23 protein-coding genes are annotated in these 24,143 nt (G+C 45.9%); 5 read left to right on the top strand and 18 right to left on the bottom strand.

Annotated elements, in window-relative coordinates; translation table 11 throughout:
• Positions 1–45 precede the first annotated feature (45 nt).
• The 9 genes from epsC to A7K50_RS06170 all read right to left on the bottom strand — a co-directional run bounded on the left by epsC (position 46) and on the right by A7K50_RS06170 (position 8,527).
• Positions 46–999, bottom strand: coding sequence for a serine O-acetyltransferase EpsC (gene epsC / locus A7K50_RS06210; RefSeq protein ID WP_119775026.1), 954 nt, complete (start codon positions 997–999; stop codon positions 46–48).
• 146 nt (positions 1,000–1,145) lie between these two features.
• Complete coding sequence (larE, locus tag A7K50_RS06205) at positions 1,146–1,961, bottom strand: ATP-dependent sacrificial sulfur transferase LarE (RefSeq protein WP_119775025.1); 816 nt, start codon at positions 1,959–1,961, stop codon at positions 1,146–1,148.
• Between the two features lie 283 nt (positions 1,962–2,244).
• Positions 2,245–2,706, bottom strand: coding sequence for a MarR family transcriptional regulator (locus A7K50_RS06200; RefSeq protein WP_119775024.1), 462 nt, complete (start codon positions 2,704–2,706; stop codon positions 2,245–2,247).
• A 119-nt stretch (positions 2,707–2,825) separates the two neighbouring features.
• Positions 2,826–3,554, bottom strand: coding sequence for a tRNA threonylcarbamoyladenosine dehydratase (locus tag A7K50_RS06195; RefSeq protein ID WP_119775023.1), 729 nt, complete (start codon positions 3,552–3,554; stop codon positions 2,826–2,828).
• A gap of 3 nt (positions 3,555–3,557) precedes the next feature.
• On the bottom strand, positions 3,558–3,773 hold the full coding sequence (locus A7K50_RS06190; protein ID WP_119775022.1) for a heavy metal-associated domain-containing protein: 216 nt from the start codon (positions 3,771–3,773) through the stop codon (positions 3,558–3,560).
• Positions 3,774–3,801: 28 nt separating this feature from the next.
• Positions 3,802–6,054: a heavy metal translocating P-type ATPase gene (locus A7K50_RS06185; protein ID WP_243103660.1), complete on the bottom strand. Its 2,253-nt coding sequence runs from the start codon at positions 6,052–6,054 to the stop codon at positions 3,802–3,804.
• Between the two features lie 50 nt (positions 6,055–6,104).
• Positions 6,105–6,371 carry a metal-sensing transcriptional repressor gene (locus tag A7K50_RS06180; protein ID WP_020491146.1) on the bottom strand — a complete coding sequence of 89 codons (267 nt, stop codon included), beginning with the start codon at positions 6,369–6,371 and terminating at the stop codon, positions 6,105–6,107.
• A 229-nt stretch (positions 6,372–6,600) separates the two neighbouring features.
• Complete coding sequence (locus A7K50_RS06175) at positions 6,601–7,743, bottom strand: double-cubane-cluster-containing anaerobic reductase (protein ID WP_119775020.1); 1,143 nt, start codon at positions 7,741–7,743, stop codon at positions 6,601–6,603.
• Between the two features lie 19 nt (positions 7,744–7,762).
• Entirely contained in the window at positions 7,763–8,527 is a 765-nt protein-coding gene (locus A7K50_RS06170; protein ID WP_119775019.1) for an acyl-CoA dehydratase activase, read from the bottom strand.
• 230 nt (positions 8,528–8,757) lie between these two features.
• On the opposite strand from A7K50_RS06170, the gene A7K50_RS06165 reads away from it, so the two are divergent.
• Positions 8,758–9,678, top strand: a complete 921-nt coding sequence (locus A7K50_RS06165) for a selenium metabolism-associated LysR family transcriptional regulator (RefSeq protein ID WP_119775018.1) — start codon at positions 8,758–8,760, stop codon at positions 9,676–9,678.
• A gap of 166 nt (positions 9,679–9,844) precedes the next feature.
• On the opposite strand, the gene A7K50_RS06160 is transcribed toward A7K50_RS06165, so the two are convergent.
• The 5 genes from A7K50_RS06160 to A7K50_RS06140 all read right to left on the bottom strand — a co-directional run bounded on the left by A7K50_RS06160 (position 9,845) and on the right by A7K50_RS06140 (position 14,648).
• A complete protein-coding gene (locus A7K50_RS06160; RefSeq protein ID WP_119775017.1) occupies positions 9,845–11,128 on the bottom strand; it encodes a homocysteine synthase in 1,284 nt (427 codons plus the stop codon).
• A gap of 66 nt (positions 11,129–11,194) precedes the next feature.
• Complete coding sequence (gene cysK / locus A7K50_RS06155) at positions 11,195–12,124, bottom strand: cysteine synthase A (protein ID WP_119775016.1); 930 nt, start codon at positions 12,122–12,124, stop codon at positions 11,195–11,197.
• A 71-nt stretch (positions 12,125–12,195) separates the two neighbouring features.
• Positions 12,196–12,960 (bottom strand): TPM domain-containing protein, encoded by a 765-nt coding sequence (locus A7K50_RS06150; protein WP_119775015.1) that lies wholly within the window; start codon positions 12,958–12,960, stop codon positions 12,196–12,198.
• A gap of 10 nt (positions 12,961–12,970) precedes the next feature.
• Positions 12,971–13,540: a LemA family protein gene (locus A7K50_RS06145; RefSeq protein ID WP_119775014.1), complete on the bottom strand. Its 570-nt coding sequence runs from the start codon at positions 13,538–13,540 to the stop codon at positions 12,971–12,973.
• A 214-nt stretch (positions 13,541–13,754) separates the two neighbouring features.
• Entirely contained in the window at positions 13,755–14,648 is an 894-nt protein-coding gene (locus tag A7K50_RS06140; protein WP_119775013.1) for an RluA family pseudouridine synthase, read from the bottom strand.
• Positions 14,649–14,975: 327 nt separating this feature from the next.
• Between A7K50_RS06140 and A7K50_RS06135 the strand changes: the two genes are divergently transcribed.
• The 3 genes from A7K50_RS06135 (at position 14,976) to yedF (ending at position 16,794) form a co-directional block, all read left to right on the top strand.
• Positions 14,976–16,118: an aminotransferase class V-fold PLP-dependent enzyme gene (locus A7K50_RS06135; RefSeq protein WP_119775012.1), complete on the top strand. Its 1,143-nt coding sequence runs from the start codon at positions 14,976–14,978 to the stop codon at positions 16,116–16,118.
• The gene (locus A7K50_RS06130; protein ID WP_083916708.1) at positions 16,115–16,345 is read left to right on the top strand and encodes a DUF3343 domain-containing protein; all 231 of its coding nucleotides are present in this window, start codon (positions 16,115–16,117) and stop codon (positions 16,343–16,345) included. The genes A7K50_RS06135 and A7K50_RS06130 overlap by 4 nt, the downstream gene beginning before the upstream one ends.
• Positions 16,346–16,455: 110 nt before the next feature.
• Positions 16,456–16,794 carry a sulfurtransferase-like selenium metabolism protein YedF gene (gene yedF, locus A7K50_RS06125; RefSeq protein WP_119775011.1) on the top strand — a complete coding sequence of 113 codons (339 nt, stop codon included), beginning with the start codon at positions 16,456–16,458 and terminating at the stop codon, positions 16,792–16,794.
• A gap of 184 nt (positions 16,795–16,978) precedes the next feature.
• On the opposite strand, the gene A7K50_RS06120 is transcribed toward yedF, so the two are convergent.
• Positions 16,979–17,332, bottom strand: a complete 354-nt coding sequence (locus tag A7K50_RS06120) for a hypothetical protein (protein ID WP_119775010.1) — start codon at positions 17,330–17,332, stop codon at positions 16,979–16,981.
• A 187-nt stretch (positions 17,333–17,519) separates the two neighbouring features.
• Between A7K50_RS06120 and A7K50_RS06115 the strand changes: the two genes are divergently transcribed.
• Positions 17,520–18,509 carry a sigma 54-interacting transcriptional regulator gene (locus A7K50_RS06115; protein ID WP_119775009.1) on the top strand — a complete coding sequence of 330 codons (990 nt, stop codon included), beginning with the start codon at positions 17,520–17,522 and terminating at the stop codon, positions 18,507–18,509.
• A gap of 25 nt (positions 18,510–18,534) precedes the next feature.
• Here the strand turns inward: A7K50_RS06115 and glmS are convergent, their stop codons facing one another.
• From glmS to A7K50_RS06100, 3 genes are all read right to left on the bottom strand, one after another.
• Entirely contained in the window at positions 18,535–20,364 is a 1,830-nt protein-coding gene (glmS, locus tag A7K50_RS06110; RefSeq protein WP_119775008.1) for a glutamine--fructose-6-phosphate transaminase (isomerizing), read from the bottom strand.
• 724 nt (positions 20,365–21,088) lie between these two features.
• Entirely contained in the window at positions 21,089–22,435 is a 1,347-nt protein-coding gene (gene glmM / locus A7K50_RS06105; RefSeq protein ID WP_119775007.1) for a phosphoglucosamine mutase, read from the bottom strand.
• A gap of 98 nt (positions 22,436–22,533) precedes the next feature.
• Positions 22,534–24,141 (bottom strand): FAD-dependent protein, encoded by a 1,608-nt coding sequence (locus A7K50_RS06100; RefSeq protein ID WP_199698241.1) that lies wholly within the window; start codon positions 24,139–24,141, stop codon positions 22,534–22,536.
• Positions 24,142–24,143: the final 2 nt, after the last annotated feature.

Genomic DNA, 24,143 nt, shown 5'->3' with positions numbered 1-24,143 from the left:
CAAATTTTAAATCGCGCTCAACCAGCACCTCTTTAGCTATTTTCATCAAGTCTCCAGGCTCAGTTCGTTTGTCAGTTCCATCTTATCTTTTTTCGTTTCCTGCCCCTTAAAGATCAGATCTGGGTTTTTGATGATTACCCTGGTTCCAGGCGGGACAGATTGGGTAATAAACACGTTACTGCCAATGACCGAACCTTTTCCGATGATCGTTTCCCCGCCAAATATTGAGGCTCCGGAATAGACAGTCACATCATCTTCAATTGTCGGATGGCGCTTTTGGCTGCGAAGGCTTTGCCCGCCTCTGGTGGATAGGGCTCCTAGCGTTACACCCTGATAGATCTTAACATTATCGCCAATAATCGTAGTTTCACCAATAACCACGCCCGTACCATGGTCAATGAAGAAATATTTGCCGATCTTGGCACCTGCGTGAATGTCAATTCCAGTCTCGTTATGGGCAAATTCAGTCATTATCCTCGGGATCAACGGAACAGAGAGCAGGTAAAGCTCGTGCGCGAGCCGGTAAATACTGACTGCCAAAAGGCCTGGATATGCAAAAATTACAAGCGCTTTATCATCAGCAGCCGGGTCTCCGTCAAAAGCAGCCTGTACATCCAGGGCCAGATATTCCCTTATTTCCGGGATTTTCCTCAAGAAATGCGAGCATATCTCTTCTGTCTTTTCATGAATTTCTATATCATCGTAAGATGCCTTATTGTCATGTTGATGCCTGAGCGCACGGGTTACCTGTTGATTCAGTTTTTCGTTGATCTCGATCAGCAGGTTTCCAATATGATATTCCAAAGTGCTTTCAGTCAGGTTTTGCTTGCCAAAATACCCCGGGAATAAAAGCTGCCGCAAGAGATGAATAATCTCGATGATAGCATCCCTGTTCGGAAGCTGACAAGACAGCTGGTTGTAGGAATTGGGTTGTTCCTGATAGCTGGAGACAATACGCGAAACAAGTTGATTTAGTTGTGTATTACCATTTTCCATCATAATGATTCCCCCGGATACTTAATTTTGAATAAGCAGATGGTCTTCCCACCCCATATTGACTTCCTGCCCAACCGTTCGGACTTTGCTGCTATAACACGGCAATGGGTTAGGTTCGTCATTAGATTCTGCTCTTGCAGAGTTTATCTTCAACTGCTTGTATTGATCTTTTCATTCATGCTGCCGCTACGGTAACCCTTCAGGTCAAGTGTTGTATAAGTAAATCCGATATCAGCAAATGTCTTATAGATCTTCTGTGCTAAATTCGATTGGACTATCTTTGTATTCTCTTGCGGGGATACCTCGATTCGGGCAATATCACCATGGTGGCGCACCCTGACTTGACGGAATCCCAAATCGTGTAAATACTGTTCCGCCAAATCAATCATCTTTAGTTTCTTTTCGTTGATCTCTTGGCCATAGGGAATTCTGGAAGACAAACAGGCAAATGAGGGTTTATCCCAGGTTGCCAAGCCATATTCTTTGGAGAGAAGGCGTATTTCTTCTTTCGTCAGCCCTGCCTGGAGCAGCGGACTCTTTATACCCAACTCTTCTAAAGCCTGCCTTCCCGGACGATAATCGCTTAAATCATCCACATTGGATCCTTCCACGATATATTTTACGCCGTATTCAGCCGCTATTCCCAATATTTTGCTGAACAATTGTTTTTTACAGAGATAACAGCGGTTGAAAGGATTTTTACTGAATTCAGGATCATCGAGCTCTTTGGATTCAATCATCAAATGACTAATCCCTTCCTGCCGGCAAAACTGCACAGCATCCCGAAGCTCTCTCTCCGGGAAAGCAAAAGACTTGGCCGTGACGGCAATCGCATTTTTGCCAAGAACATCTCCGGAGACTTTCACTAAGAAAGTGCTGTCCACTCCTCCGGAAAAGGCAATCATCACCCTGTCCATATTCTTGAGTTCTTTTCTCAGCAGAACAAGTTTATCTTTGTAATTCATTAATAAGCCTCTTTTGGTTATCTGTACGTATATTAACCTGTATGTATGACATTCTCTTCAGCTTAATATACCATAATTTCTATGGTTTTAATAGGACTCAGATGATTAGATTCATAACTGCCAAGCGCACACACTGAAAAAAGAGCCCGATTAACGGACTCTTCCAGGGAGTTTACCGTCTTCCCCAGGACTAAATTATGCAGCCTTCTTTGCAATGAGCGGTTTCACGCAACATCCAATGTTTTGTAAACATTTGTGTACACCTCCTCTCACCGGGAAACCCCTAAGGCATCATATTCACTTCAAAGCAAGTTTGATTAAGAACTCTTTTCACCGCTTTGAGAAATATCCACGCGTTCTCGTAAACCTCTTCTTGCTTTTCTTCCGGGATTTCCGCCGATAGTTTTCTTAAAAAGAGATCAACGCGTTTCCATAAATCGGCCTTCGTTTTCTGACCTTCGCCTGTCAGGACCAGATTTATGGCCCTGCAATCAATTTCAGACCTTTGCTTGATAATCAGCCCCTGCTGGACGAGGGGTTCAATCAGTCTCGTTGAGGTACTTTTTTCGACGCCAAGTAACGGGTGTAAGTCTGAAAGCTGCATGGTGCCATAGCTTCCTACGAGGTCCAAAATATAAAACTGGGTAAACGTAACACACCCGCCGAGGATCGCATCCTGCTGGCAGCATCTGGACGCTTTGGTCATTTCAGCAATCAGACAAAGCAATTGGTGGTTGTTTTTCATTGGTACCTCTCCTTAGTTGTATAATACAACTACTTGTTCTTGTTCGTCAAGTCATTCTTGGCTCCATATTCACCGTGAAACCAACAATTTTCAATCATCATTCCCAAAATAGGGCTATTTTAATCCCGATTAAAATTTTCCTTGATAATATCCTTAACGACTTCCCCTGCCATCAGTAGACCGGCTACAGACGGAACGTAAGATATACTGCCGGGGCAAATACAATTGGACTCACAGCTCGTTTCCTGTTCCAAGGGCTTCAAAGCAGGTTCCGGAGAAAAGACGACTTTAAGCCCCTGCGTGATACCTACCTGTTTCAAAAGTTTGCGTACTGCTTTGGCTAAAGGGCAGCCGCTTGTTTTGGATATATCGGCGACGCGAAAACTGAGTGCATCCAAACGATTGCCGGCTCCCATACACGAAATGAGTGGAATTCCTCTCCGGTGACATTCTTTGGCCAGACTTACTTTGCTTTTTACCGTATCGATTGCATCAACCACATAATCCGGTTTCTCGGCAAAGAAAACTTCAGCTCCTTCCTCTTGATAAAAGAACTGAAAGGTTTCTATTTTTGCGCTGGGGTTGATATCCAGTATCCTTTGTTTCATTACCTCAACCTTGGCTTTGCCAATCGTCGAGTGCAGGGCGTGAAGCTGCCGGTTAATATTTGTCAGGCAAATCTCATCAAAATCCACAAGCTTAAAGAAACCTATACCAGCTCTGGCCAGGGCTTCAGCCGTATAGGAGCCAACCCCGCCCAACCCAAAAATAGTCACTTTGCTGCTCTGAAGCTTTGACAGCCCTTCCTGACCAATCAATAATGCCGTACGAGAGAACTGATTTTGCATTGATTATAAAACCTCGATTCCTACGACTTCGTAACCGGCATCCTCAACCGCAGATTTAATTGCCTCATCTTCAATGTCACTTAATGATTCCAGTATGGCCGTCTTGGACTCCAAATTAACATTGACCTCTATTACACCTTCGAATTCACTTAAGGCCTCTTTTACATGACTGACACAGTGGCTGCAGCTCATACCTTCGATTGCAATTTTCTTTTTCATATTTTACACTCCTCGTAGATTAATTGAGTTATCTTACCGGCCTGAACCGTTTTAGCCTCAGTGCATTCAGCAATACCGATACCGAACTGAAGCTCATAACAGCGGCGGCGATGGCCGGATTCAGCAGGGGGCCTCCAAAGATATACAGGATTCCCATCGCAATAGGAATACCAAGGATATTGTAACCAAACGCCCAAAATAAATTTTGTTTAATATTTCTGATTGTATTTTTGCTTAACTGGATCGCAGCCGGAACATCGAGCAGGTCGCTTCGCATCAGAATAATATCCGCGGATTCCATCGCAACGTCCGTACCTGAACCGATAGCTATCCCGATATCTGCCTGGGCGAGGGCTGGAGCGTCGTTGATGCCGTCGCCAACCATGGCGACCTTCCTGCCTTCCTGTTGAAGTTTCTTCACTTCGTTTGCCTTATCCTGAGGTAGGACTTCAGCCAGCGTTCTGTCGATCCCAACGAGTTTCGCGATGGCCTCGGCCGTTTTTCTGTTGTCACCGGTAATCATGGCAACTTCGATACCCATTTTATGGAGGACCTCAATCGCCCTGCTGCTGTTATCCTTTATCGTATCGGCCACGGCGATGATCCCCGCAATGGTGTTGTCAATCGCAATATACATTGGGGTCTTACCTTCTCCGGCCAATTGCTGCGAGACTTCTTCGAAGTGGCTAAGGACTATTTCTCTTTCATCCGTCAATCTTCTGTTGCCAAGCAGCACATCCCGGCCTTCAATCTGAACTTCAATTCCTTGGCCGGGAATTGCTCTAAATGTATCAGGTTTCTTAAAAGTCAGACCTTTGTCCTCAGCTTCCTTAACAATTGCTTCTCCAAGCGGATGCTCCGATCCTTTTTCGGCTGAAGCGGCAAGCTGCAGAAGATCGTTTTGACTGATCCCATCAGCAGTAATAACGTCTGTGACTTTGGGTTTTCCTTCCGTGATCGTACCGGTTTTATCAAAAATGATGGTATTAATTTTATGTGTGGTTTCTAACGCCACCCCGCTTTTGATCAAAACCCCGTATTCGGCGCCTTTGCCTGTTCCGACCATAATCGCGGTTGGTGTGGCCAGCCCTAGGGCACAGGGGCAGGCAATAACGAGTACGGAGATAAAGATGGTCAGCACGAAAACCGTAGACTGCCCTCCGATAAAATACCAGCCTAAAGCTGAAAGAAGAGCAATCCCCATCACCGCCGGCACAAAGTAACCGGAAATCACATCGGCCAGCTTGGCAATCGGCGCTTTGGAACCCTGTGCTTCCTCAACTAATTTGATGATCTGCGCGAGAATCGTGTCCTTCCCAACTTTGGTCGCTACATATTTGATGGTTCCGTTTTTATTAATGCTAGCCCCGATGATCGCATCACCTGGATTCTTTTCCACCGGTATACTTTCACCGGTAAGCATTGATTCATCCACGGAAGTAGTCCCTTCAACGACATTACCGTCAACAGGCATTTTCTCTCCCGGTTTCACAAAGATAATATCACCGGCCTCAACCTCTTCGATCGGGATCTCAATTTCTTTTCCATCCCGGATAATGATGGCCGTCTTCGGTGTAAGCCCCATCAACTTTTTAATCGTTTCCGAGGTTTTGCCCTTCGTCACGGATTCCAGGTATTTCCCCAACGTAATCAACGTCAGAATGACCCCTGCCGCTTCAAAGTACAGATGATTAGCATATTCCGCATTTCCTATGATAATCCGGGAAACTGCAAACACCCCATAAAGAAATCCTGCTGAAGTGCCGATCGCAATCAGGGAGTCCATATTCGGGCTTCCCTTGAACAACGTTTTAAAGCCAACTGTAAAAAATTTATAACCTGTGACAATAACAGGCAGGATGAGAATCAGCTGAACCAGCGCGAAGTTCAAAGGATTCATCATCGGATCAATGATCTTCGGCAAATGAAAACCAATCGCGTTACCAAACATATGCCCCATCGTGACGATCAACAGCGGAACAGTAAAGATTGCAGACAGGACAAACTTCTGCCAGAGAACCATTCTTTCTCTTTCTTTTCTCACCTTATCTTCATCAATCTTTGTATCTTCTTCCAAAGCCCTGTATCCGGCTTTTGCAACTGCCTTTTTGAAATCTGAAACGCGCAGTATGGAAGGCTCATAACGGATGGTCAGTCTCTCTGTAGCCAGGTTGACACTGGCCTCTTCAACTCCGTGCAGTTTCCGCACTGCCCTTTCGACAGCCTTTGCACAGGCTGCGCAGGTCATGCCTTCTATTTTCAGCGACTTTTTCGCCATCATATTCCCTCCTTTCAGCCTAGCTTTCTTCATTTACTCCAAATAATTTTGTTCTATTTATTTGTTACCTTAGCTAAGATCTGGATAATCTCGTCAATTTTTTCCCTGCCGTTACCTTGCTCGAAGGCTTCGGTTACACAGTGCTCCATGTGCTGTTTGAGGATCAGCAGATTTGCTTTTTTCAAGAGGGATTGCGTTGCAAATATTTGATTGGATACATCGACGCAATATCTTTCTCCTTCAATCATTTTAATGGTTGCTTCAATTTGACCTTGAGCCGTTTTTAGAGCCTGCAGCGCTTGCTTTTTTTGGATGTTCAATTTAGCACCTCCTTACCCCTCCCGCATGGGGAGGGGTAACATTATCATAATATGCTGCCGATAATATGTCAATATCGTGAAAATCATCGCTTGGAGTTGCCCAGTGTTTCAATTGTATCAGATTTCAATTGACGGTTCAAAAACAAACCCACTTTCCCCTACGATGATCTATATTCGCAGGCGAAAGTGGGTTTCATTAATTAGCGGTAATTGAAAAGAACTTGCTGTTCTACAGCATTTCCAGGAATGCATCCACTCTGAGCTTAATTTGCTGGCGGTCAGCGTCGCTGTAGTCTGTTTCGATCTGCAGAAGTGGAATGTTATGGTTCTTTTTCAAATGTTCCTTGATTGAATAAGACTCAATATTGTACGTATGGCAGGCTTGCAGGGTGATATCCACTACCCCGTCCACTTTGTATTCCTGAACCAGTCTGCTCAGCAGTTCAAAGCGACCAGTATTCGGCGAACTGCAGGAGCACGGGATCTTGCTGTATTTTTCAGCCAAGGCTTCAAACGGATCCATTTCCTCGGAAACAAGATCAACCAGACCTTTAATGCCGCTGCAGGATTCCTGCAGTACAATCGCTCCGCCTGCTTCTTCAATGACCTGCATAACTTTTTCCTGTCCGGTACCCGTCGGACAGCCTGTGATGAGTATCCGTTTGCCGGAAGGCTGGGAGGCACCTTCACCTTTTGCTGTCATTTCTTTTAGTTCAGCAATCAGTTCCTTGACCTTTGCAGTGTATTCATCGCGTTTGAACTGGAAGCTTCTTCCCCACAGCACCTTCAGCAGGTCTGTACCTGAAATCGGAGTCGGATGCAATTTATTGAGACTAACCAGTTCCATTAAAAGCTTTCTTTCCTCGTTGTAGGTCCTGATGACCTCAGCAAGTTTTTCTTTGCTGATCTTGACATCTAAATTCTTTTCAAAATAATCCCTGGCTCGGTAAATTTGTTTGACCCAATGGGCCTGTCTGTCTTCCAGATTGGAGCTATTCGGAATATCCAGCACGATCATCGGCTTATGCTCAGCCAAAAGTTCGTACATTTTTTTCTTACCGTCGCAGGTCGTTTCGGCCAGGACGATGTCTGCGAAATGGAAAAAAGGGCATTTCCCGCTCACAGCAAAGCCGTAACTGGATTTGACCAGTGGACAGAGATTACGCGGCAGCACTTTTTCCGCCTCGGCTATCGGTTCCTGTTTGGTTGCACAAAGCCCAACTGGCACTGCCCCTGCAGCCTCGATGAGTTCTATCGGGGAAAATACACAATAATACCCTACTACATTTCTGCCTTGTTCCTTGGCCTCCTTGGCCATGACCATCCCACTAGGGATCAGCTGGTCAAAGTAAGCCATTGTTTGAGCTCGCATTTTTCTTGTTCCTCCTCTTTTATAATTCATAGCCCAGGATTGCAGCTCCCAAAGCCCCTACAGCCTGAGGACTTGGCGGCACAGCTAGCCTGCATCCTATTTCCTGACTAAGCAGGTTTTTAAGCACCTGGTTCTGAGCTACCCCGCCGCAAAAAGCAATGGTATCCTGAAAATGGATCTTCCCAGCCATCACGCTGATACGTTTCGCTATGGACTTTAACAAACCGGCGACAATACTTTCGATAGTAATGCCCTGCGCCAGCAAACCGATGATTTCTGATTCGGCAAATACCGCGCACATACTGTTGATGTCAGCCGGATCGGCATCTTCGGCGAGATCGGATAACTGCGAAACCTCCAGACCCAGTGTTTGGGCGGTTACTTGCAAAAACCTTCCGGTCCCGGCCGCGCATTTGTCGTTAAGCACAAAGTCTTCAACTTTGCCCTTTTCGCCAAAGCCAATCACCTTGCTGTCCTGACCGCCGATATCAATCAGCCCGCAGGCTTCCGGCAACAGATAATGTACGCCGCGGGCATGGCAGGTAATCTCACTAAACGTTTTATCAAACATTCCCTGTTGAATACGACCATAGCCTGTACCGACAAGCAAGCTAATATCATCACGGGTCAGTTCCTGCGGCTTCAGCAGACGCTCCAGAACCTCCTGCCCTGCCTGGGAAGGGCTCCAGCCGCTCGGGATAATTTTTGAATCAACCTGTTCTCCATTAAAAAGAACTGCTTTGGTTGATACGGATCCGATGTCGATACCCACTGTCCATTTCATTTCGGGCCTCCAGCATACTTTTCAATAATTGATTAAGCATTAATTCCCTCTGCTTTAAGCTTTTAAATTACTTTATTATAGCAAGCGTCAGATCTTTCTTGAAATACTTTTTATCTCCAAATAGGATTGATATCTATCGATAATAACGATAATATAAAATTATTAACGTTAACGGACTAACGGATAAAGCAAAGACTAACAGCCTATCCTATCTGTAGGGAGTGAATTTCATGTTATTGCATCAATTGGAGATTTTTACACAAGTGGCGGAAAAAAACAGCTTTTCTAAGGCTGCTCAAAGTCTTTTTTTAAGCCAGTCGACGGTCAGTACGCATATAAGCAATCTGGAGCACTACTTTGGTCAAAAACTGTTTGACCGGCTTGGAAAGGAAATTGTTTTAACACCTTTTGGGGAGAAATTATATCCATGGGCCAGGGAAATACTCAATGTAAAAGACAGGGCACTGTGGGAAATGAAAGGTTGGACTGCAAAAATTGATGGTCATCTGCATATTGCAGCCAGTAGTGTTCCGGCTAAATATGCAATTCCGACTTTATTGGCCAAATTCTTAGGGGAGTATAAAGGAATTCAATTTGTCCTTAACCAAAGCGGTTCAGAAATTGTTGCAGCCAAGCTGTTGAACGGGGATGTCGAAATCGGCGTGCTGGGTAAACAATACCACGAGGATCAGTTAACTTTTATTCCTTTTCTGCAAGAAAAGCTGGTCTTAATCACACCCAGCAGCATTCATTTAAACAATCATATTTCCATTACTGAACTGGTGGATTACCCTTTTATTTTTCGGAAGTCAGATTCGGGCACCCAGGCAAATGTCGTTCAAATGCTGCATACATCAGGTATTACGCTTTCCGACTTGCAGGTTGCCGGCTACTGCGACAACCTCGAAGCTCTTAAAGAAAGTGTCAGGGAAGGGATTGGCATCTCAATCATTTCAGGCATAGCCGCTCTGGATTATGTCAAAAGCAGACAGATCAATGCCTATGAACTTGCTGAACTGCCCGAGAAAAGAATGTTCTATTTTGCCCACCATAAAAAAAGAACCCTGTCTCCCTGGGCAGAAACTTTTATTCACTTCTGCCTGAAATCAGCCGGTCTTGTTTCGAATCAATATGCATCTTTGCCTGACTAACTTACCCTAGAAACCATCTATCACTTCTAAAAATATAAACGGGATATAATCTAACCGTGCCCAAGCGTAACATGGATGTGAAGCAGGGCTAAATAGCGCCAGAAAGGCGCTATTTGCCGAAGAGTGCTTAGATTACGTCCCATATACATAATACTTTATGGCTCACTCAGATTTTATCAAGTGCCTGCTTCAGATCGGCAATAATGTCTTCGGCATCCTCAATACCGATGGACAATCTGATCATATCCGGCGTCACGCCGGAAGCAAGCTGTTCTTGCTCAGACAGTTGGGCATGAGTCGTGCTAGCCGGATGAATAACAAGAGATTTAGCATCGGCGACATTAGCGAGTAAAGAGAACAGCTCCAGGTTATTGATAAACTTTTTGCCTTCTTCGATACCGCCCTTAATCCCAAAAGTAAAAATCGAACCACTTCCTTTGGGAAAGTATTTTTTAGCTAAGTCATGGTATTTGTTTCCTTCAAGTTCGGGGTAATTGACCCAGGAGACACGCGGATGACTCTGGAGGAAATCAACAACTTTCCTGGTGTTCTCCACATGCTGTCTGACCCGGAGAGACAGAGTCTCAAGTCCCTGAAGCAAAAGGAATGAATTAAACGGGCTGATCGTTGCTCCCGTATCCCGGATCAGCTGCAGCCGGATTTTGGAAATATAGGCCAACGGTCCAAGTGCTTCAAAGTATTTTAAGCCATGGTAGCTTGGATCAGGTTCGATCATCCCCGGAAATTTACCGCTTGCCGACCAATCAAATTTTCCGGAATCAATGATCAGTCCTCCGATTGTTGTACCATGTCCGCCAATAAACTTCGTTGCGGAATGCACAACAATATCCGCGCCGAATTCGATCGGCTTGAGAAGGTAAGGTGATGCAAATGTACTATCGATAATCAGCGGGATACCATTTTCATGCGCGATTTGAGCCACAGTCTCAATATCGACAATGTTGATGCCCGGATTGCCAAGGGCTTCTATATAGATGGCTTTTGTTTTTTTCGTGATGGCAGTCTGGAAATTTTCCGGCTCATCGGGATTCACGAACGTGGTTTTTAAACCAAGTCTGGCCAGCGTCGTTGAAAACAAATTATAGGTTCCGCCATACAACGTATTCGCAGATACAATCTCATCGCCAGCGCCGGCAATATTTAAGATGGCATACGTGACAGCGGCCGATCCGGATGCTGTTGCAATCGCGGCAGCTCCGCCCTCCAGCGCTGCAATCCTCTTTTCCAGGACCTCCGTCGTCGGATTCATCATCCGGGTATAGATATTGCCGGATTCCTCCAGGCTGAATAATTTAGCCGCATGATCCGTATCCTTAAATACATACGAAGTCGTCTGATAAATGGGCACGGCTCTGGAACCTGTTACCGGATCAGGCACCTGACCGGCATGAACCTGCAACGTATCAAATTTCCAGTTATTTTTGCTCATATTGTTTCTCCCCTTAAATATTTTAGATTGCTCATATGTTCATATGTTTCTGGTTTGCAATTATATTTATTTATCCTGAAACATTTCAGTACTTACATACCTTTCACCGGTATCCGGAAGAATGACCACAATCATTTTTCCTTCATTTTCTGGACGTTTGGCAACTTCCAAGGCGGCAAAAGCGGCTGCACCGGCGGAAATCCCGACCAGCATTCCCTCTTTTTTCACCAGTTCTCTGCCCGTCTGATACGCTTCTTGATCCGTCACCTGGAATATTTCATCAATGAGGTCAAGGTTTAAAACTCCGGGAACAAACCCTGCTCCAATTCCCTGAAGGTTGTGGGGACCCGGCCTGCCCCCTGAGAGAACCGGAGAGCCTTGAGGTTCGACTGCGATCACCTTTAGTTCAGGCTTACGCACCTTCAGGACTTCTCCTATGCCTGTAAGTGTACCTCCTGTTCCAACTCCGGCAACCAGAATGTCTATTTTGCCATCTGTATCGGCCCAGATTTCCTCAGCCGTCGTCTCCCGATGGATTTGAGGGTTGGCCTGATTTTCAAACTGCTGGGGAATAAAGGATCCGGGGATTTCCTGAGCCAACTCCGCTGCTTTTTTAATTGAACCTGTCATCCCTTCCGATCCTGACGTTAGGATGACTTCAGCACCGTAAGCCTGAAGCAGCTTCCGCCTCTCTACACTCATTGTTTCCGGCATGGTCAGGATTAGTCGGTACCCTTTGACCGCTGCGACAAAAGCCAGGCCAATACCAGTATTTCCGCTAGTCGGTTCAATAATCACCGAGTCCTTTGTCATCAGGCCTTTTTTCTCGGCATCCAGAATCATATTTAAAGCAATCCTATCCTTAATGCTACCACCAGGATTGAACGATTCAATCTTTGCAATTACCTCCGCATTGATTCCAGCAGAGATATGATGAAGTCTTACCAGCGGCGTGCCGCCGATAAGTTCCGTCAAGCCGTTATAAATCTTTCCCACTTTATGCATCCCCTTACCCATGCTAACAATATTTCATATGATCTTTGTGCGAACACTTTTAGCACACTTCTCTACCACCCCCGGGACGATCCACCGCCCCCAGAAGAACCCCCTCCGAACCCGCCACCACCAAAACCACCGCCGGAAGAGCCTCCTCCAAATCCGCCTCCGAATCCTCCCCCAAAAGGGCCGCGAAAATTGCCGCTCCGCTTGCCTCTGTTACGACTGTTAAGGTAAATAATGACAATGAACACAATTAGGATGATAATCCAGTCATAATCAAATCCTGATGATTCTTCGGCTGCTAATTCCTCCGATGCCCCTAGATCATCAATGCCATACTCCTCGCAGATCTCAGCGACCAGGAGATTAAACACCAGATAGACGCCGCCGTCGTAGTCCCCATCCTGGAAATACGGTGTAGACTGGTCCAGGAAACGACCGGCTTTGGCATCATTAATCCTACCTTCCAGACCATAGCCCACTTCGATTCTGCGCTTCCGGTCCTCTTTGCTGATCAGGAACAATACACCGTTATTTTTTTCCTGATCTCCAATGCCCCAGGCCCGAAACAGTTTATTGGCATACTCCTCAACCGTGCTGCCTTCCAGGGAATCCACCGTCACAACGGCAATTTGAGCTGAGGTTTTTTCATCCAGAGTAGCGGCAATTCTAAGAATTTCCTGTTTTGTTGCATCTGCCAGCATACCGGCATAATCCTGTACATAAATATCCATTGTCGGCTTGGCCGGCAGTGTCAATGCCAGCAGAGAAGGGCAAACCCCTGCCGTCAGTAAAAACACAGCCAGGAATATGGAAAGGAGTTTCTTTGCCATTTCTGTTCTCCTACTCGCCAAAGTTTACTACCGGAGCCTTCTCTGCTCCTTCCTCAGCCTCGTAGTAAGTGTAGCTTTCAAAATTAAACATCCCTGCAATAATATTTTTCGGGAAACGCTTGATGGAAGTATTAAACGTTTGAACAGCCTCATTGTAATCCTGACGGGCGATTGTCAGGCGGTTCTCAGTCCCGGCCAGTTCATCCTGCAGGGCGATGAAGTTCTGGTTTGCTTTCAGATCCGGATAATTCTCAACGATCACCAGTAATCTGGACAAAGCACTGCTCAGTTCATCGTCTGCTGCTACTTTTTCATTGATTGTCTGGGCTCCGGCCAGTTTCGAACGCGCATCCGCGATAGCGGTAAATACTTCATTTTCATGCGCAGCATATCCCTTGACTGTTGCCACAAGATTTGGAATCAGGTCCGTTCTGCGCTGCAGCTGGTTCTCGACCTGGCTCCACTTACTTTTTACATTTTCATCAGCAGTCACCAGGCTGTTATAGCTGCCGATCAAAGAACCTCCCATGATCATAATTAGAATCAGGATAATTCCTAATACAATAGCTGTCTTTTTCATTTTTCTCCCCCATTCAGTAATTTTCTTTTGATCTTAGGAACATCTTAACATAATTTTTGAAACATCTTAATCCTTTTTGTCCTTTTTACCTTTTAGATAAAGAAACAAAACGACCGGTATCATAGACAAGATAGGGGCTTCCCCTTTTTATTGGCACATACAGGCCGAGATACCGTTACAGAACCTGGTGGTGGTAAAAGTCACTCCCCAAAAACTATAAAGAAAGATGGCTGATTAGGTTTTCCAAATCAGTCGGAACAGGGGCCTGTATTTCAATTAACTTTCCGCCCACGGGATGGCAAAACGAGACGGATCTGGCATGCAAGGCCTGTCTGAGTATCAGGGAGGAGCGCTTCCCGTACATTCTGTCTCCAAGCACAGGATGGCCAAGGGAGGAGAGATGAACGCGGATCTGGTGCGTTCTTCCGGTTTCAAGGGTAAGCTCCAACAGGGAATAATTCTTAAAAGTCTTGATCGTATTGTAATGGGTAAGCGCACGCTCCCCCTGATCACGAACAGCCCGCCGATTCGGCAGTGTTGGGTGCGATCCGATTGGTGCGTCAACGGAACCGGATGGCGGCTCAATTCTTCCCTCGACCACTGCATAATATTTTCTTTTCAGTCTTCCATCCTGTAACTGTTTTTCCAGTTCAGACTGGGTTCGTGCATCTTTGACAAATACCACACAGCCTGTAGTATCCCGGTCCAGACGGTGTAAAGGACGGATGGTAATTGTCTCTCCATGTCCCCGAAAGTACTCCGCTAGATAGTTGGCCAGCGTTCCGCCGGTTGTTTGCCCCGCTGGATGCACCAACATGCCGGCTGGTTTATATAAAATAATAAGTGCCGAATCTTCAAACAAAATGTCAATCAATCCCGGCTCAGGCTTAACCCCAAAGGACTGATCTTCCAAAACGAGAACATCCAAGATGTCCCCGCTTTTTATCTTTTTCTGAAGATAAGCATTTCTTTTATTGAGACGTACTCCGCCTGCTCTGGTCAGCTTTTGGATTTTTCTGCCAGAACATTGTGCAATACTTTTCAAATACTGCTCGACAGTCAAACCCTGATGTTCTTCGGCAATCCAAAATGTTTGAAATTTCTTCATAAGGTCCCTCTCTCATGTCCTTTGACCATGCTTTTCTTCATCATCTCTGACCGCGATCTTGATGATGTCTAACAGGGAATCATGGTTTGGTATCAGTTTATCTTTGATTAATAATTATTCAATTAGGTTCAGAACATCGATTGACTTCCTGAGCGTCAATTGAATTATAACTGACTATTGAATTCGGGCATCAATTGATGTCTTGAATACTTGACAGTAGGACTAATCGGAATTAGAGATAGCAGATTCTGTCGGGAGAAGATGCAAATCCAATGTCCCTATGCTAAAATAAGTCATATTAAATCCATGTGATAAGGGGAGACGGAATTGCTTTATTTTGATAATGCCGCAACTTCCTGGCCTAAACCCGAGGTGGTCTACGAAACCCATGACCGGGTTCTGCGTCAGGGAGGGAGTGCCGGACGCGGTGTCAATCAATCTTCTCTGCGCGCCGGGCGGGAGCTTCTTCATACCAGAAAGGCTTTAAGCCGCTTATTTGGCATTGCAAGCACTGAGAGAATTGTTTTTACACAGAATATCACCGAATCGCTCAATGTGGGACTTCATGGACTTCTTCAGACTGGGGATCATGTTCTGATCAGCTCCCTTGAACACAATGCCGTTGTCCGTCCGCTGGAATATCTCAAAAAGAGCGGAATTTTCTATACAATTGTTCCGTGCAGCCGGGAGGGTTTTTTGGATCCCGCTATTGTGGAATCTAATTTTCGGCCCAATACCCGTTTGCTTTGTTTTACGCATGCTTCGAATGTGCTGGGCACGATTCTGCCGATCAAACAACTCGGGCAAATAGCTAAAGCGCATAATTGTCTGTTTATGGTGGATGCTGCCCAGACTGCTGGCGTGATACCGATTGACGTGGAAGACCAGCACATCGATTTTTTAGCCTTTACCGGCCATAAGAGCCTGTCGGGACCGCAAGGGGTTGGCGGATACTATGCTAGGCCAGAGCTTTTTTTGAATCCTCTGATTTATGGAGGGACAGGCCTTCATTCCCTGAATCTTGAACAGCCGAATATTTGGCCGGAAGGGATGGAAAGCGGCACAAGGAATATCCCGGGAATCGCGGCCCTCGGGGCTGCGGTAGAGTTCATATTGCATGAGGGCCTCTCTAAGATCCGCAGCCATGAACTTCAACTGATGGCTGTCCTGCTTGAAGGATTGGAGCATATCCCGGAGATTCAAATTCTTGGGCCCCGTGACATCAATGCGAGAGTCGGCCTGGTATCCTGTATTTTCCGGAATCATACCCCTGACAGTGTGGCTCTGGAGTTGGATCGCCGCTTTGATATTGTTACCCGCTCCGGACTACATTGCGCCCCCTTAGCCCATCAAACAGCCGGAACTATTGATCACGGAGCATTGCGTATCAGTATCAATTATTCACAGACAGAGTCGGATATTGTGGCGTTATTGGCTGCTTTAAACACCATATTGGGAGGTTCAATGTGACAAGTTCGGAACATGTCGCCCTTGTTTTCAGTTCCGTTCATCAAACACTTGAGGCGGAAGATCTTTTAAATTCCGGTAGCTGGCCTTTTGTCCTGATACCGGTCCCTCCCTCAATTAACCAGGGCTGCGGGCTCGCGATCCAGATTGCCTGCTCCGACCAGCAGGGCGTTGAAGCGTATTTGGAGCAGCATGACATTCTTCCACTCAAAGCTGTCCCTATGAATTGATGATTATTTTTTGTTCGCAGGGATCATGTTAAATTTTAAAATTCAATATGTATGGCTATTGTCTTTTTGTTTTTTATAATTAATATTGGGGATCGAAAGGAGCATTTTTTATGGGTTACGTATTGTTGGTCACAAGTAAAGGTTTCGGTAAAGGTGAAGAAATCCTAGGAGAAAAATTAATGTATTCCTATCTCTACAGTCTGAGCGAGGGAGACTATTTGCCCTCTCATATTTTATTTCTGCACGAAGGCGTCAAGCTGGTCACGGAAGATGCCCCGGTTCTGAACATTTTAAAGAGTTTAGCCGAGAAAGGGGTCAACCTTTACGCCTGTGGCATCTGCCTGGATTTCTACAACCTTAAGGATCAGGTCAAGGTAGGCGAAATCGGTAACATGTACCTGAATATGGATATTATGGCCCAGGCTGAAAAAGTAATCACCCTCGGATAACGTCAGTTCAGTTATGCCGAAGGAATATATTGCTTAAGCGAAAGTCTTTAACATAAAATCCTACAGGAGGAGGAATCAGATTTCCTCCTTTTTTCTTTAGCCGCTCAGCAATTAGTTCCGTAGCCTAACTAAAGATCTTGACTTTGTTCCATCATATCTGTATCTTGTTACTCTTAAGTTGGTTTTAATGATGATGACTGTGCTGTTCCGGATCTACTCCGTTAATCATTACTGTACGGTAGTCACAGCCGATATAGATCTGTTTTCCGCCCGGCAGGTCTAATGTGCAATCGGAAGAATCCTCCGTCCAGTCTTCAACAAGCGGTTCCAGCAAATCGATGATTGTCTCCAGACCGTTTTCTTCTTCGTCAATAACCTCAATGGTTGCAAAACCATAAGCCGAGGAGTTATTGCCATGAATCTCAAACGGGACCAGTTCACAGTCCTCCGGTAAAAGGGCGAGCACCTTCTGAATATGTTTCTTTTTTAAACCGCTTTCTGCAGGCACCATCCATGCTGCTGCATGATAGGTTGACAATGCGATGACCTCCTTACCCAGTAACAGGTTTTTCCAGATAATTATATTACTTAAGTGTCTGACAAAGCAAATTTTATTGATAGATTATTATGATATTTGGGTAAAATTTGAATTGACATAATTTTCAGATAATGATAATATTGACCCTAAGTATCTAATCGACAAAACAAAAGGAGCCGTAATTTTCATGTTATCTCAAGAAAGAATTGAAAAACAATCTCAACTTAATCAAGACACCATCCATACTTTTGAAGCCATTGTCGGGAAAAGTTGGCCTATTGTACAAGCCATTGATTTTGCTAGGAATATCAGCAAATCTACATATAATGTTCTGCTGAATGGTGAGAGCGGGACAGGGAAAGAGATATTCGCTCAGGCAATTCATCATGATTACTGTCCCGGGGGACCTTTTGTCGCCCTTAATTGTGCTTCTATACCTAGGAATTTAATCGAAAGTGAATTGTTCGGTTATGAAGGGGGTGCTTTTACCGGAGCCAACAAAAACGGTCAGCCCGGTAAAATAGAGGCTGCCAATGGTGGGACTTTGTTTTTGGATGAAATCGGGGATATGCCCTTGGAAGTCCAGCCTGTACTATTACGTGTCCTTGAGGACAAAAGAGTCGTCAGGATTAACAGCAGTAAGTACACCACGGTAAACTTCAGACTTATCGCCGCGACTAATCAGAACCTGTTTCAAATGGTACAGGAAAAAACATTTCGAAGCGATTTGTATTTCCGTTTATCCGTTTTAGCGATCGACATCCCCTCGCTGCGGGACAGGGGAAAGGATATTCTCCTGCTCGCACATCATTTTTTGGATCAGATCAGTAGAGAAATACAATGTGAACCACCCAAATTAAGTTTTGAGGTCTACAAAGCGCTCGTTGAATATACCTGGCCCGGGAACATCAGGCAGTTAAAAAATGCGATGGTGTATGCGGTCTTTAAAGCCAAGAATGGCATACTAAATATCGGAGACCTTCCAAATGAAATCAAACACAGGCAAACCACCGTGAGTGTAACACAAAACAATGATCCGCTGCCTTTAAGGGATATCCAGAAAGAAGCCATTATGCATGCTTTGTGTAAGAATAAAAACAAAGACGAAGCAGCTAGAGAGCTGGGCTTGTCAAAATCAACATTGTACAGAAAAATAAAGGAGTATGGCCTTAAGTAAAATATGACGCAAAATACTTTTTATCTTACTCAACAGTCACTGATTTGGCCAGGTTCCTGGGCTTATCGACATCGTTCCCTCTAGCGATGGAAACATAGTAGGACAGAAGCTGCAGTGGAATCACCGTTAAGAGTGGAGCAAGCTCATTGGCGGTTTCCGGGATATAGAATATTTCATTAACCGACTTGTGGAAATTGGTATTTCCTTTAAACGTAAACCCGATGACCTTGGCGTCCCTGGCTTTAACCTCGATCACATTCGAGACCGTTTTCTCATACAAGTCTCTCTGGGTTGCGAGCGCGATAACCGGGGTATCCTCCGTAATCAGTGCGAGTGTGCCATGCTTTAATTCGCCCGAAGCATAGGCTTCGGCGTGAATATACGAGATTTCTTTGAGTTTCAGGGAACCTTCCTGCGCAACTGCCCAGTCCAGACCGCGGCCGATGAAGAATGTGCTGCCCACTTCTTCAAAGTACCTGGCTAGGGTCTTAATGCGTTCAGCTCCTTCTTTGAGGATAATTTCCGCTTTATCAGGGATTTTGCCGAGCTCGGAAATAATCTCTGTGATCCATTCCTTTGGCATGGTTCCTTTGGCCTGCGTAAGATAAAGTGCAAGCAGGATCATTCCTTCGATCTGGGTCGTATAAGCCTTCGTCGAGGCCACGGCAATTTCCGGTCCTGCCCAGGTGTGGATCACATCGTGTGCTTCCCTAGCCACGGAGCTGCCGACGACATTGGTGATCGCGATAACTCTGGCTCCCTTCTTTTTGGATTCTCGCAAAGCTGCCAGGGTGTCGGCCGTTTCTCCCGACTGGCTGATTACAACGACCAGGGTTTTATCATCAATCAAAGGGGCTCTGTATCGGAATTCTGAAGCAATATCGACTTCGACCGGTATTTTAGCCCAGTGTTCAATCAACCCTTTGCCGATCAGTCCGGCATGATACGCAGTTCCGCAGGCAACAATTGCTACTTTATTAAATAAAGCAACCTCTTTCGGGGTAAGATCCACTTCCTGCAGCACAACATGGTCGTGATTCAGTCTTCCGGCCAACGTGTCCCGCAGGGCCTTCGGCTGTTCAAAAATCTCTTTCAGCATAAAGTGCTCGTAACCGCCCTTTTCGGCTGCCACGGCATCCCAGGTGACTTCAAAGACACTCTTTTCAATACATTCGCCTGTCGTAAAATTACAGAACTTCAAACCTTCGTCCGAGACGGTCACCATTTCTCCATCTTCCATGATGTACGTCTTTCTCGTGTATTTAAGCACTGCCGGGATATCGCTCGCGACGAAATATTCTCCATCTCCGATACCGACAATCAATGGACTGTCTTTGCGGGCTGCAATCATAACATTGGGATTCTTATAGCTTAGAACGACAACTGCATAGGACCCTGCTACCTTGGCCAGCATTTTTTTGACTGCATCCTGAAGGTCTCCTTCATAAAAATGTTCGACTAGGTGGGCCAGTACTTCCGTATCCGTTTCGGAACGGAAAAGATGACCCTCCGCAGTTAACCATTCTCTAAGCTCGAGATAATTCTCAATAATTCCGTTATGTACAACGGCAAAGTCTCCATGGCAGTCCATATGAGGGTGAGCATTGACATCAGACGGTCTGCCGTGCGTCGCCCACCGGGTATGGCCGATTCCAATTCTTGCATTGTAAGAGCGATTGCTCAGCTTCTCCTCTAAATTGACAAGTTTCCCAACACTCTTGGTGATCCGGATCCCGCCTTCTTCCATGACCGCTATGCCTGAGGAATCATATCCCCTATATTCAAGCTTTTTTAGACCTTCAACCAGAATCGGAACAGCCGATTTCTCTCCAAAATATCCTACGATACCACACATGTTTCTGTTCTCCTCGTTTCAAATTCAAATAATTTAGTTTCATCTCATTCGGTTATGACGTGTTCCTATAACATTATATTTCTGTTAGCCATAAAAAATAGCCGTAAAGGACGGCTATAGATTTCTAACCTATCAACATAAAGCAAGAGAAGATATAACAAGGCGAGACAATCAAAACAAGTCAAGCCTGTTAACCTGTTCGTGACTTCTTTTCCAATTTCTTCGCAATCGGACTCAGGAAAGCACGAACAACTGAAGGTATTCCGCAAAGAAAACCTTCTTCCTGTTTGATCCGCTTTTTGTCCCGGAAATTGCTTTCCGGATTTACAGCAAATCTAACGATGACAAGCCACCGAGAGGCACCCGCCGAAAACTTCGATTAACCTCTTCCTCGTCAACCCTGAATGGGTTCTGGCGCTACATTTCTGTGCGGAAAAATCCGCAGTGTAAACTTTGTACTGTAAACCGTCAAAATCGTCCACTATTCATTTTTTTAATCCCTGCAGCCTATTTTTCAACCATCTCCTTATAAATAGTCAATTATCTATCAGTGTAATAGACCGGCAATGCTTCTGACTTTCCTATTATAATCCATATGAGAAAATAGGTACAGACCTATTTTCTATATGGATTATCTGAAGATTATCTGAAAGAAAACTTAGTTGGTGCCGGTCTATTACATTTTTATTCTATTACGTTTTCCGTCAAAGGGTTCTAACTCCGTTCAGCCAAGGTCATTCTGATCGACAAGCCTGACCACCTTAACGACTTCTTCGGCCAACCTGGTTAATTCCTGCTGGTCCGGTCCTTCCAGCATAACCCGGATTAGGGACTCCGTACCGGACGGACGAACAAGGATCCTGCCGTCCTCACCCAGGTTTTCCTGAATCTCTCTGATCTTCAGGTTCACTTGCTCATTCTCCATAATTTTGTCTTTGCTCCCGACACTGGTATTCACCAGGACCTGCGGGAATCGTTTCATTTGTTTGGCCAGCTCGGACAGCTTAGCTTTTTTCTCTTTTAATACGGACAGCAACTGCAGACCCGAGAGCAATCCGTCTCCCGTCGTATTGTGTTCCAGAAAAATAAGATGGCCGGACTGTTCCCCACCGAGGACCGTACCAGATTCCAGCAGTTTCTCCATGACGTAGCGATCCCCAACCTTGGTCTCAAGGATTCGGATACCCGCTTTGCGGAGAGCTTTATGCAGTCCCATGTTGCTCATCACGGTTACGACCAGTGAATCATGGGCCAGCTTCCCTTTCTCCTTCAGAGCTTGTGCACAGATCACCATGATCATATCCCCATCAAGAATATTGCCGTTCTCATCAACCGCGATGATCCGGTCCGCATCCCCGTCGCAGGCCAGCCCGAGGTCAGCACCATGCTGCAATACTTCTTTGGCGAGCACTTCCGGATGCGTCGAACCGCAGTGGACATTAATATTGATCCCGTCAGGCTGGTTGTAGAGCGGTATAACCTCGGCACCGAGATCGGCCAGTACTTTTGGGCCCACTTCAAAGGCTGCGCCATTGGCACAGTCTAGGACAATTTTAAGATTTTTAAGTGATACGGAGGTTTTTTTCAGGAATGTGCTATATTTCTCCGACGCATTTTCGACTTCCACAATACTGCCGATCTCGCTGCCTGAAGGCAATTCCAGTTCATCAATCCTTTTTAATGTATCTTCAATTTCATCTTCCAACTCGTCCGAAAGTTTAAATCCGCTTCCGGCAAAAAATTTAATACCGTTGTCCTCATAAGGGTTATGCGACGCCGAAATAACAACACCGGCACTTGATTTGAGCGTCCGCGTTAAAAATGCAACGCCCGGCGTTGGAAGGACTCCGGCCTTCAGTACATCGACTCCCATCGAACAAATACCCGCTGCCAGTGCTGCCTCCAACATATCTCCGGATATCCGGGTATCCTTGCCAATGACAATTTTGGCTTTTTCCTGCCCTTTTCCCAAAACATACGCTCCGGCTTTTCCAAGCTTGAAGGCAAGCTCCGGTGTAAGCTCCGTATTTGCTTTTCCTCTGACTCCATCCGTTCCAAAAAGTCTGGCCAAATCCCAGCTCCCCTTTCATTTCCAGCCAACTTAAGGTTATATATACTGCTTAATTGGTTTAAATTCTTCTCTACATTGCTGCATTTCTCTGATCTATCTTACTCTTTGGGTGCATATTGCGCCATTAACTTTTCGGCGGCCCTGAGTCCGTCGACCGCCGAACTGGTGATCCCACCGGCGTACCCAGCTCCTTCTCCTGCTGGAAACAGACCTTTCAGGTTTACAGACTGGCCTGATTCATCTCGCAGGATCCTGACAGGCGCACTCGTTCTAGATTCGACTCCGGAAAGTGTAGCTTCGGCACCGGCAAAACCTCTCATTTTCTGATCAAAGGCCAGCAGGGCTCTCTCGAGCACGCTGCCGATTTCATACGGCAAAATTGTATGCAGATCCACGGATGTATATCCTGGCCGGTACGTCGGTACAAGCGAAAATTTTTTTGTCAGCTGATTCCGTAAAAAATCCTGTACGGATTGAGCGGGCACACAGTAATTCCTTCCTCCGGCCTGGAAAGCCTTCTGCTCCCATTCCCGTTGGAAGTCAATCCCTGCTAATGGATCACTAGAGGCAAAGTCCTCCGGACTGACTGTCACAACAACTGCACTGTTCGCAATGGTAGTTTCCCTGGAAAAGTTACTCATCCCATTGGTGACAATCCCTCCGTCTTCGGAAGAAGAGGCAATCACCTGTCCGCCGGGGCACATGCAAAACGTATAAGCGCCTCGGCCGCTGCTTATATCTTTATAGGTCAGCTGATAGTCTGCCGGACCTAGCCGAGGGTGGAAAGGGATCCCATATTGGGTCAGGTTGACATATTCCTGCCGATGCTCAATTCGCAGGCCGACCGCAAAAGGCTTCGCTTCTAGCTGCACGCCCAGAACCTTCAGGAACTGATAAACGTCTCGGGCACTGTGTCCGACTGCCAGAATCACCGTTTCTGCCGGGATCGTCTCCGCACCATCGATCTCCACAGCCTCCAGTTGATTATTGACGGTTTTCAAACCGGTCACTTTGGTCCGGAAGAGCACCTCACCGCCCAAAGCTTCAATTTTAGCCCGCATTGCGGCGACGACCTTCTTCAGTATGTCAGTCCCTATATGTGGTTTAGCTGCATACAGAATTTCGGGGTTGGCTCCGAATTCCACAAAATTCTCCAATACTTCCCGTACTCTTCGGTCATCAATCCGGGTGGTCAGCTTGCCATCGGAAAATGTCCCGGCACCGCCTTCCCCAAATTGGACATTACTCTCCGAATCGAGGGTTCCTGTATTCCAGAAGCGTTCAACTGCTACGCTCCTATCTTCAACTTTGTCTCCACGTTCCAGTACCAGTGGCCTGTAGCCTTTCCTAGCCAGGGCCAACGCAGCAAAATATCCGGCAGGTCCTGTCCCCACCACAATCGGCCGGGAAGTAAGTTTGGAATTCGGACAGTTGTTTAGTGGGTACTTTTGGACAAACACTTTTTCTTTCAGCCGTGGATAATGAGCCATTGCTTTTCTTAATTCCGGCCCGGAAATTTGCACAGAAAACTCAACGGTATAAACAAAAAAAAGCTCCGGCTTTTGGCGTGCGTCAACAGAACGCCGCAGTATCCGCAGATTATTGATCTTTTCGCGTGTCACTTTTAATCTGCGGGCCAGAATATCCGGCAGTTCCGCATCATCCTGGTCCACAGGCAGCTTTATGTCCAACCAAATCAGATTCAATC

The sequence above is a fragment of the Dehalobacter sp. MCB1 genome (assembly GCF_003590275.1).
GTDB lineage: Bacteria > Bacillota > Desulfitobacteriia > Desulfitobacteriales > Syntrophobotulaceae > Dehalobacter.
The sequence above is the reverse complement of the archived record's forward strand: the minus strand, read 5'-3'. Positions and strand labels throughout refer to the sequence as shown.

What these genes read in the sequence shown, in the direction of transcription:
- larE (WP_119775025.1), bottom strand. Translation starts at nt 1,961, where the DNA reads ATGAATTACAAAGATAAACTTGTTCTGCTGAGAAAAGAACTCAAGAAT.
- yedF (WP_119775011.1), top strand. Translation starts at nt 16,456, where the DNA reads ATGGGTTACGTATTGTTGGTCACAAGTAAAGGTTTCGGTAAAGGTGAA.
- A7K50_RS06115 (WP_119775009.1), top strand. Translation starts at nt 17,520, where the DNA reads ATGTTATCTCAAGAAAGAATTGAAAAACAATCTCAACTTAATCAAGAC.
- A7K50_RS06165 (WP_119775018.1), top strand. Translation starts at nt 8,758, where the DNA reads ATGTTATTGCATCAATTGGAGATTTTTACACAAGTGGCGGAAAAAAAC.
- A7K50_RS06175 (WP_119775020.1), bottom strand. Translation starts at nt 7,743, where the DNA reads ATGCGAGCTCAAACAATGGCTTACTTTGACCAGCTGATCCCTAGTGGG.
- epsC (WP_119775026.1), bottom strand. Translation starts at nt 999, where the DNA reads ATGATGGAAAATGGTAATACACAACTAAATCAACTTGTTTCGCGTATT.
- A7K50_RS06145 (WP_119775014.1), bottom strand. Translation starts at nt 13,540, where the DNA reads ATGAAAAAGACAGCTATTGTATTAGGAATTATCCTGATTCTAATTATG.
- A7K50_RS06140 (WP_119775013.1), bottom strand. Translation starts at nt 14,648, where the DNA reads ATGAAGAAATTTCAAACATTTTGGATTGCCGAAGAACATCAGGGTTTG.
- A7K50_RS06195 (WP_119775023.1), bottom strand. Translation starts at nt 3,554, where the DNA reads ATGCAAAATCAGTTCTCTCGTACGGCATTATTGATTGGTCAGGAAGGG.
- A7K50_RS06160 (WP_119775017.1), bottom strand. Translation starts at nt 11,128, where the DNA reads ATGAGCAAAAATAACTGGAAATTTGATACGTTGCAGGTTCATGCCGGT.
- A7K50_RS06185 (WP_243103660.1), bottom strand. Translation starts at nt 6,054, where the DNA reads ATGATGGCGAAAAAGTCGCTGAAAATAGAAGGCATGACCTGCGCAGCC.
- A7K50_RS06150 (WP_119775015.1), bottom strand. Translation starts at nt 12,960, where the DNA reads ATGGCAAAGAAACTCCTTTCCATATTCCTGGCTGTGTTTTTACTGACG.
- glmS (WP_119775008.1), bottom strand. Translation starts at nt 20,364, where the DNA reads ATGTGTGGTATCGTAGGATATTTTGGAGAGAAATCGGCTGTTCCGATT.
- A7K50_RS06190 (WP_119775022.1), bottom strand. Translation starts at nt 3,773, where the DNA reads ATGAAAAAGAAAATTGCAATCGAAGGTATGAGCTGCAGCCACTGTGTC.
- A7K50_RS06200 (WP_119775024.1), bottom strand. Translation starts at nt 2,706, where the DNA reads ATGAAAAACAACCACCAATTGCTTTGTCTGATTGCTGAAATGACCAAA.
- A7K50_RS06170 (WP_119775019.1), bottom strand. Translation starts at nt 8,527, where the DNA reads ATGAAATGGACAGTGGGTATCGACATCGGATCCGTATCAACCAAAGCA.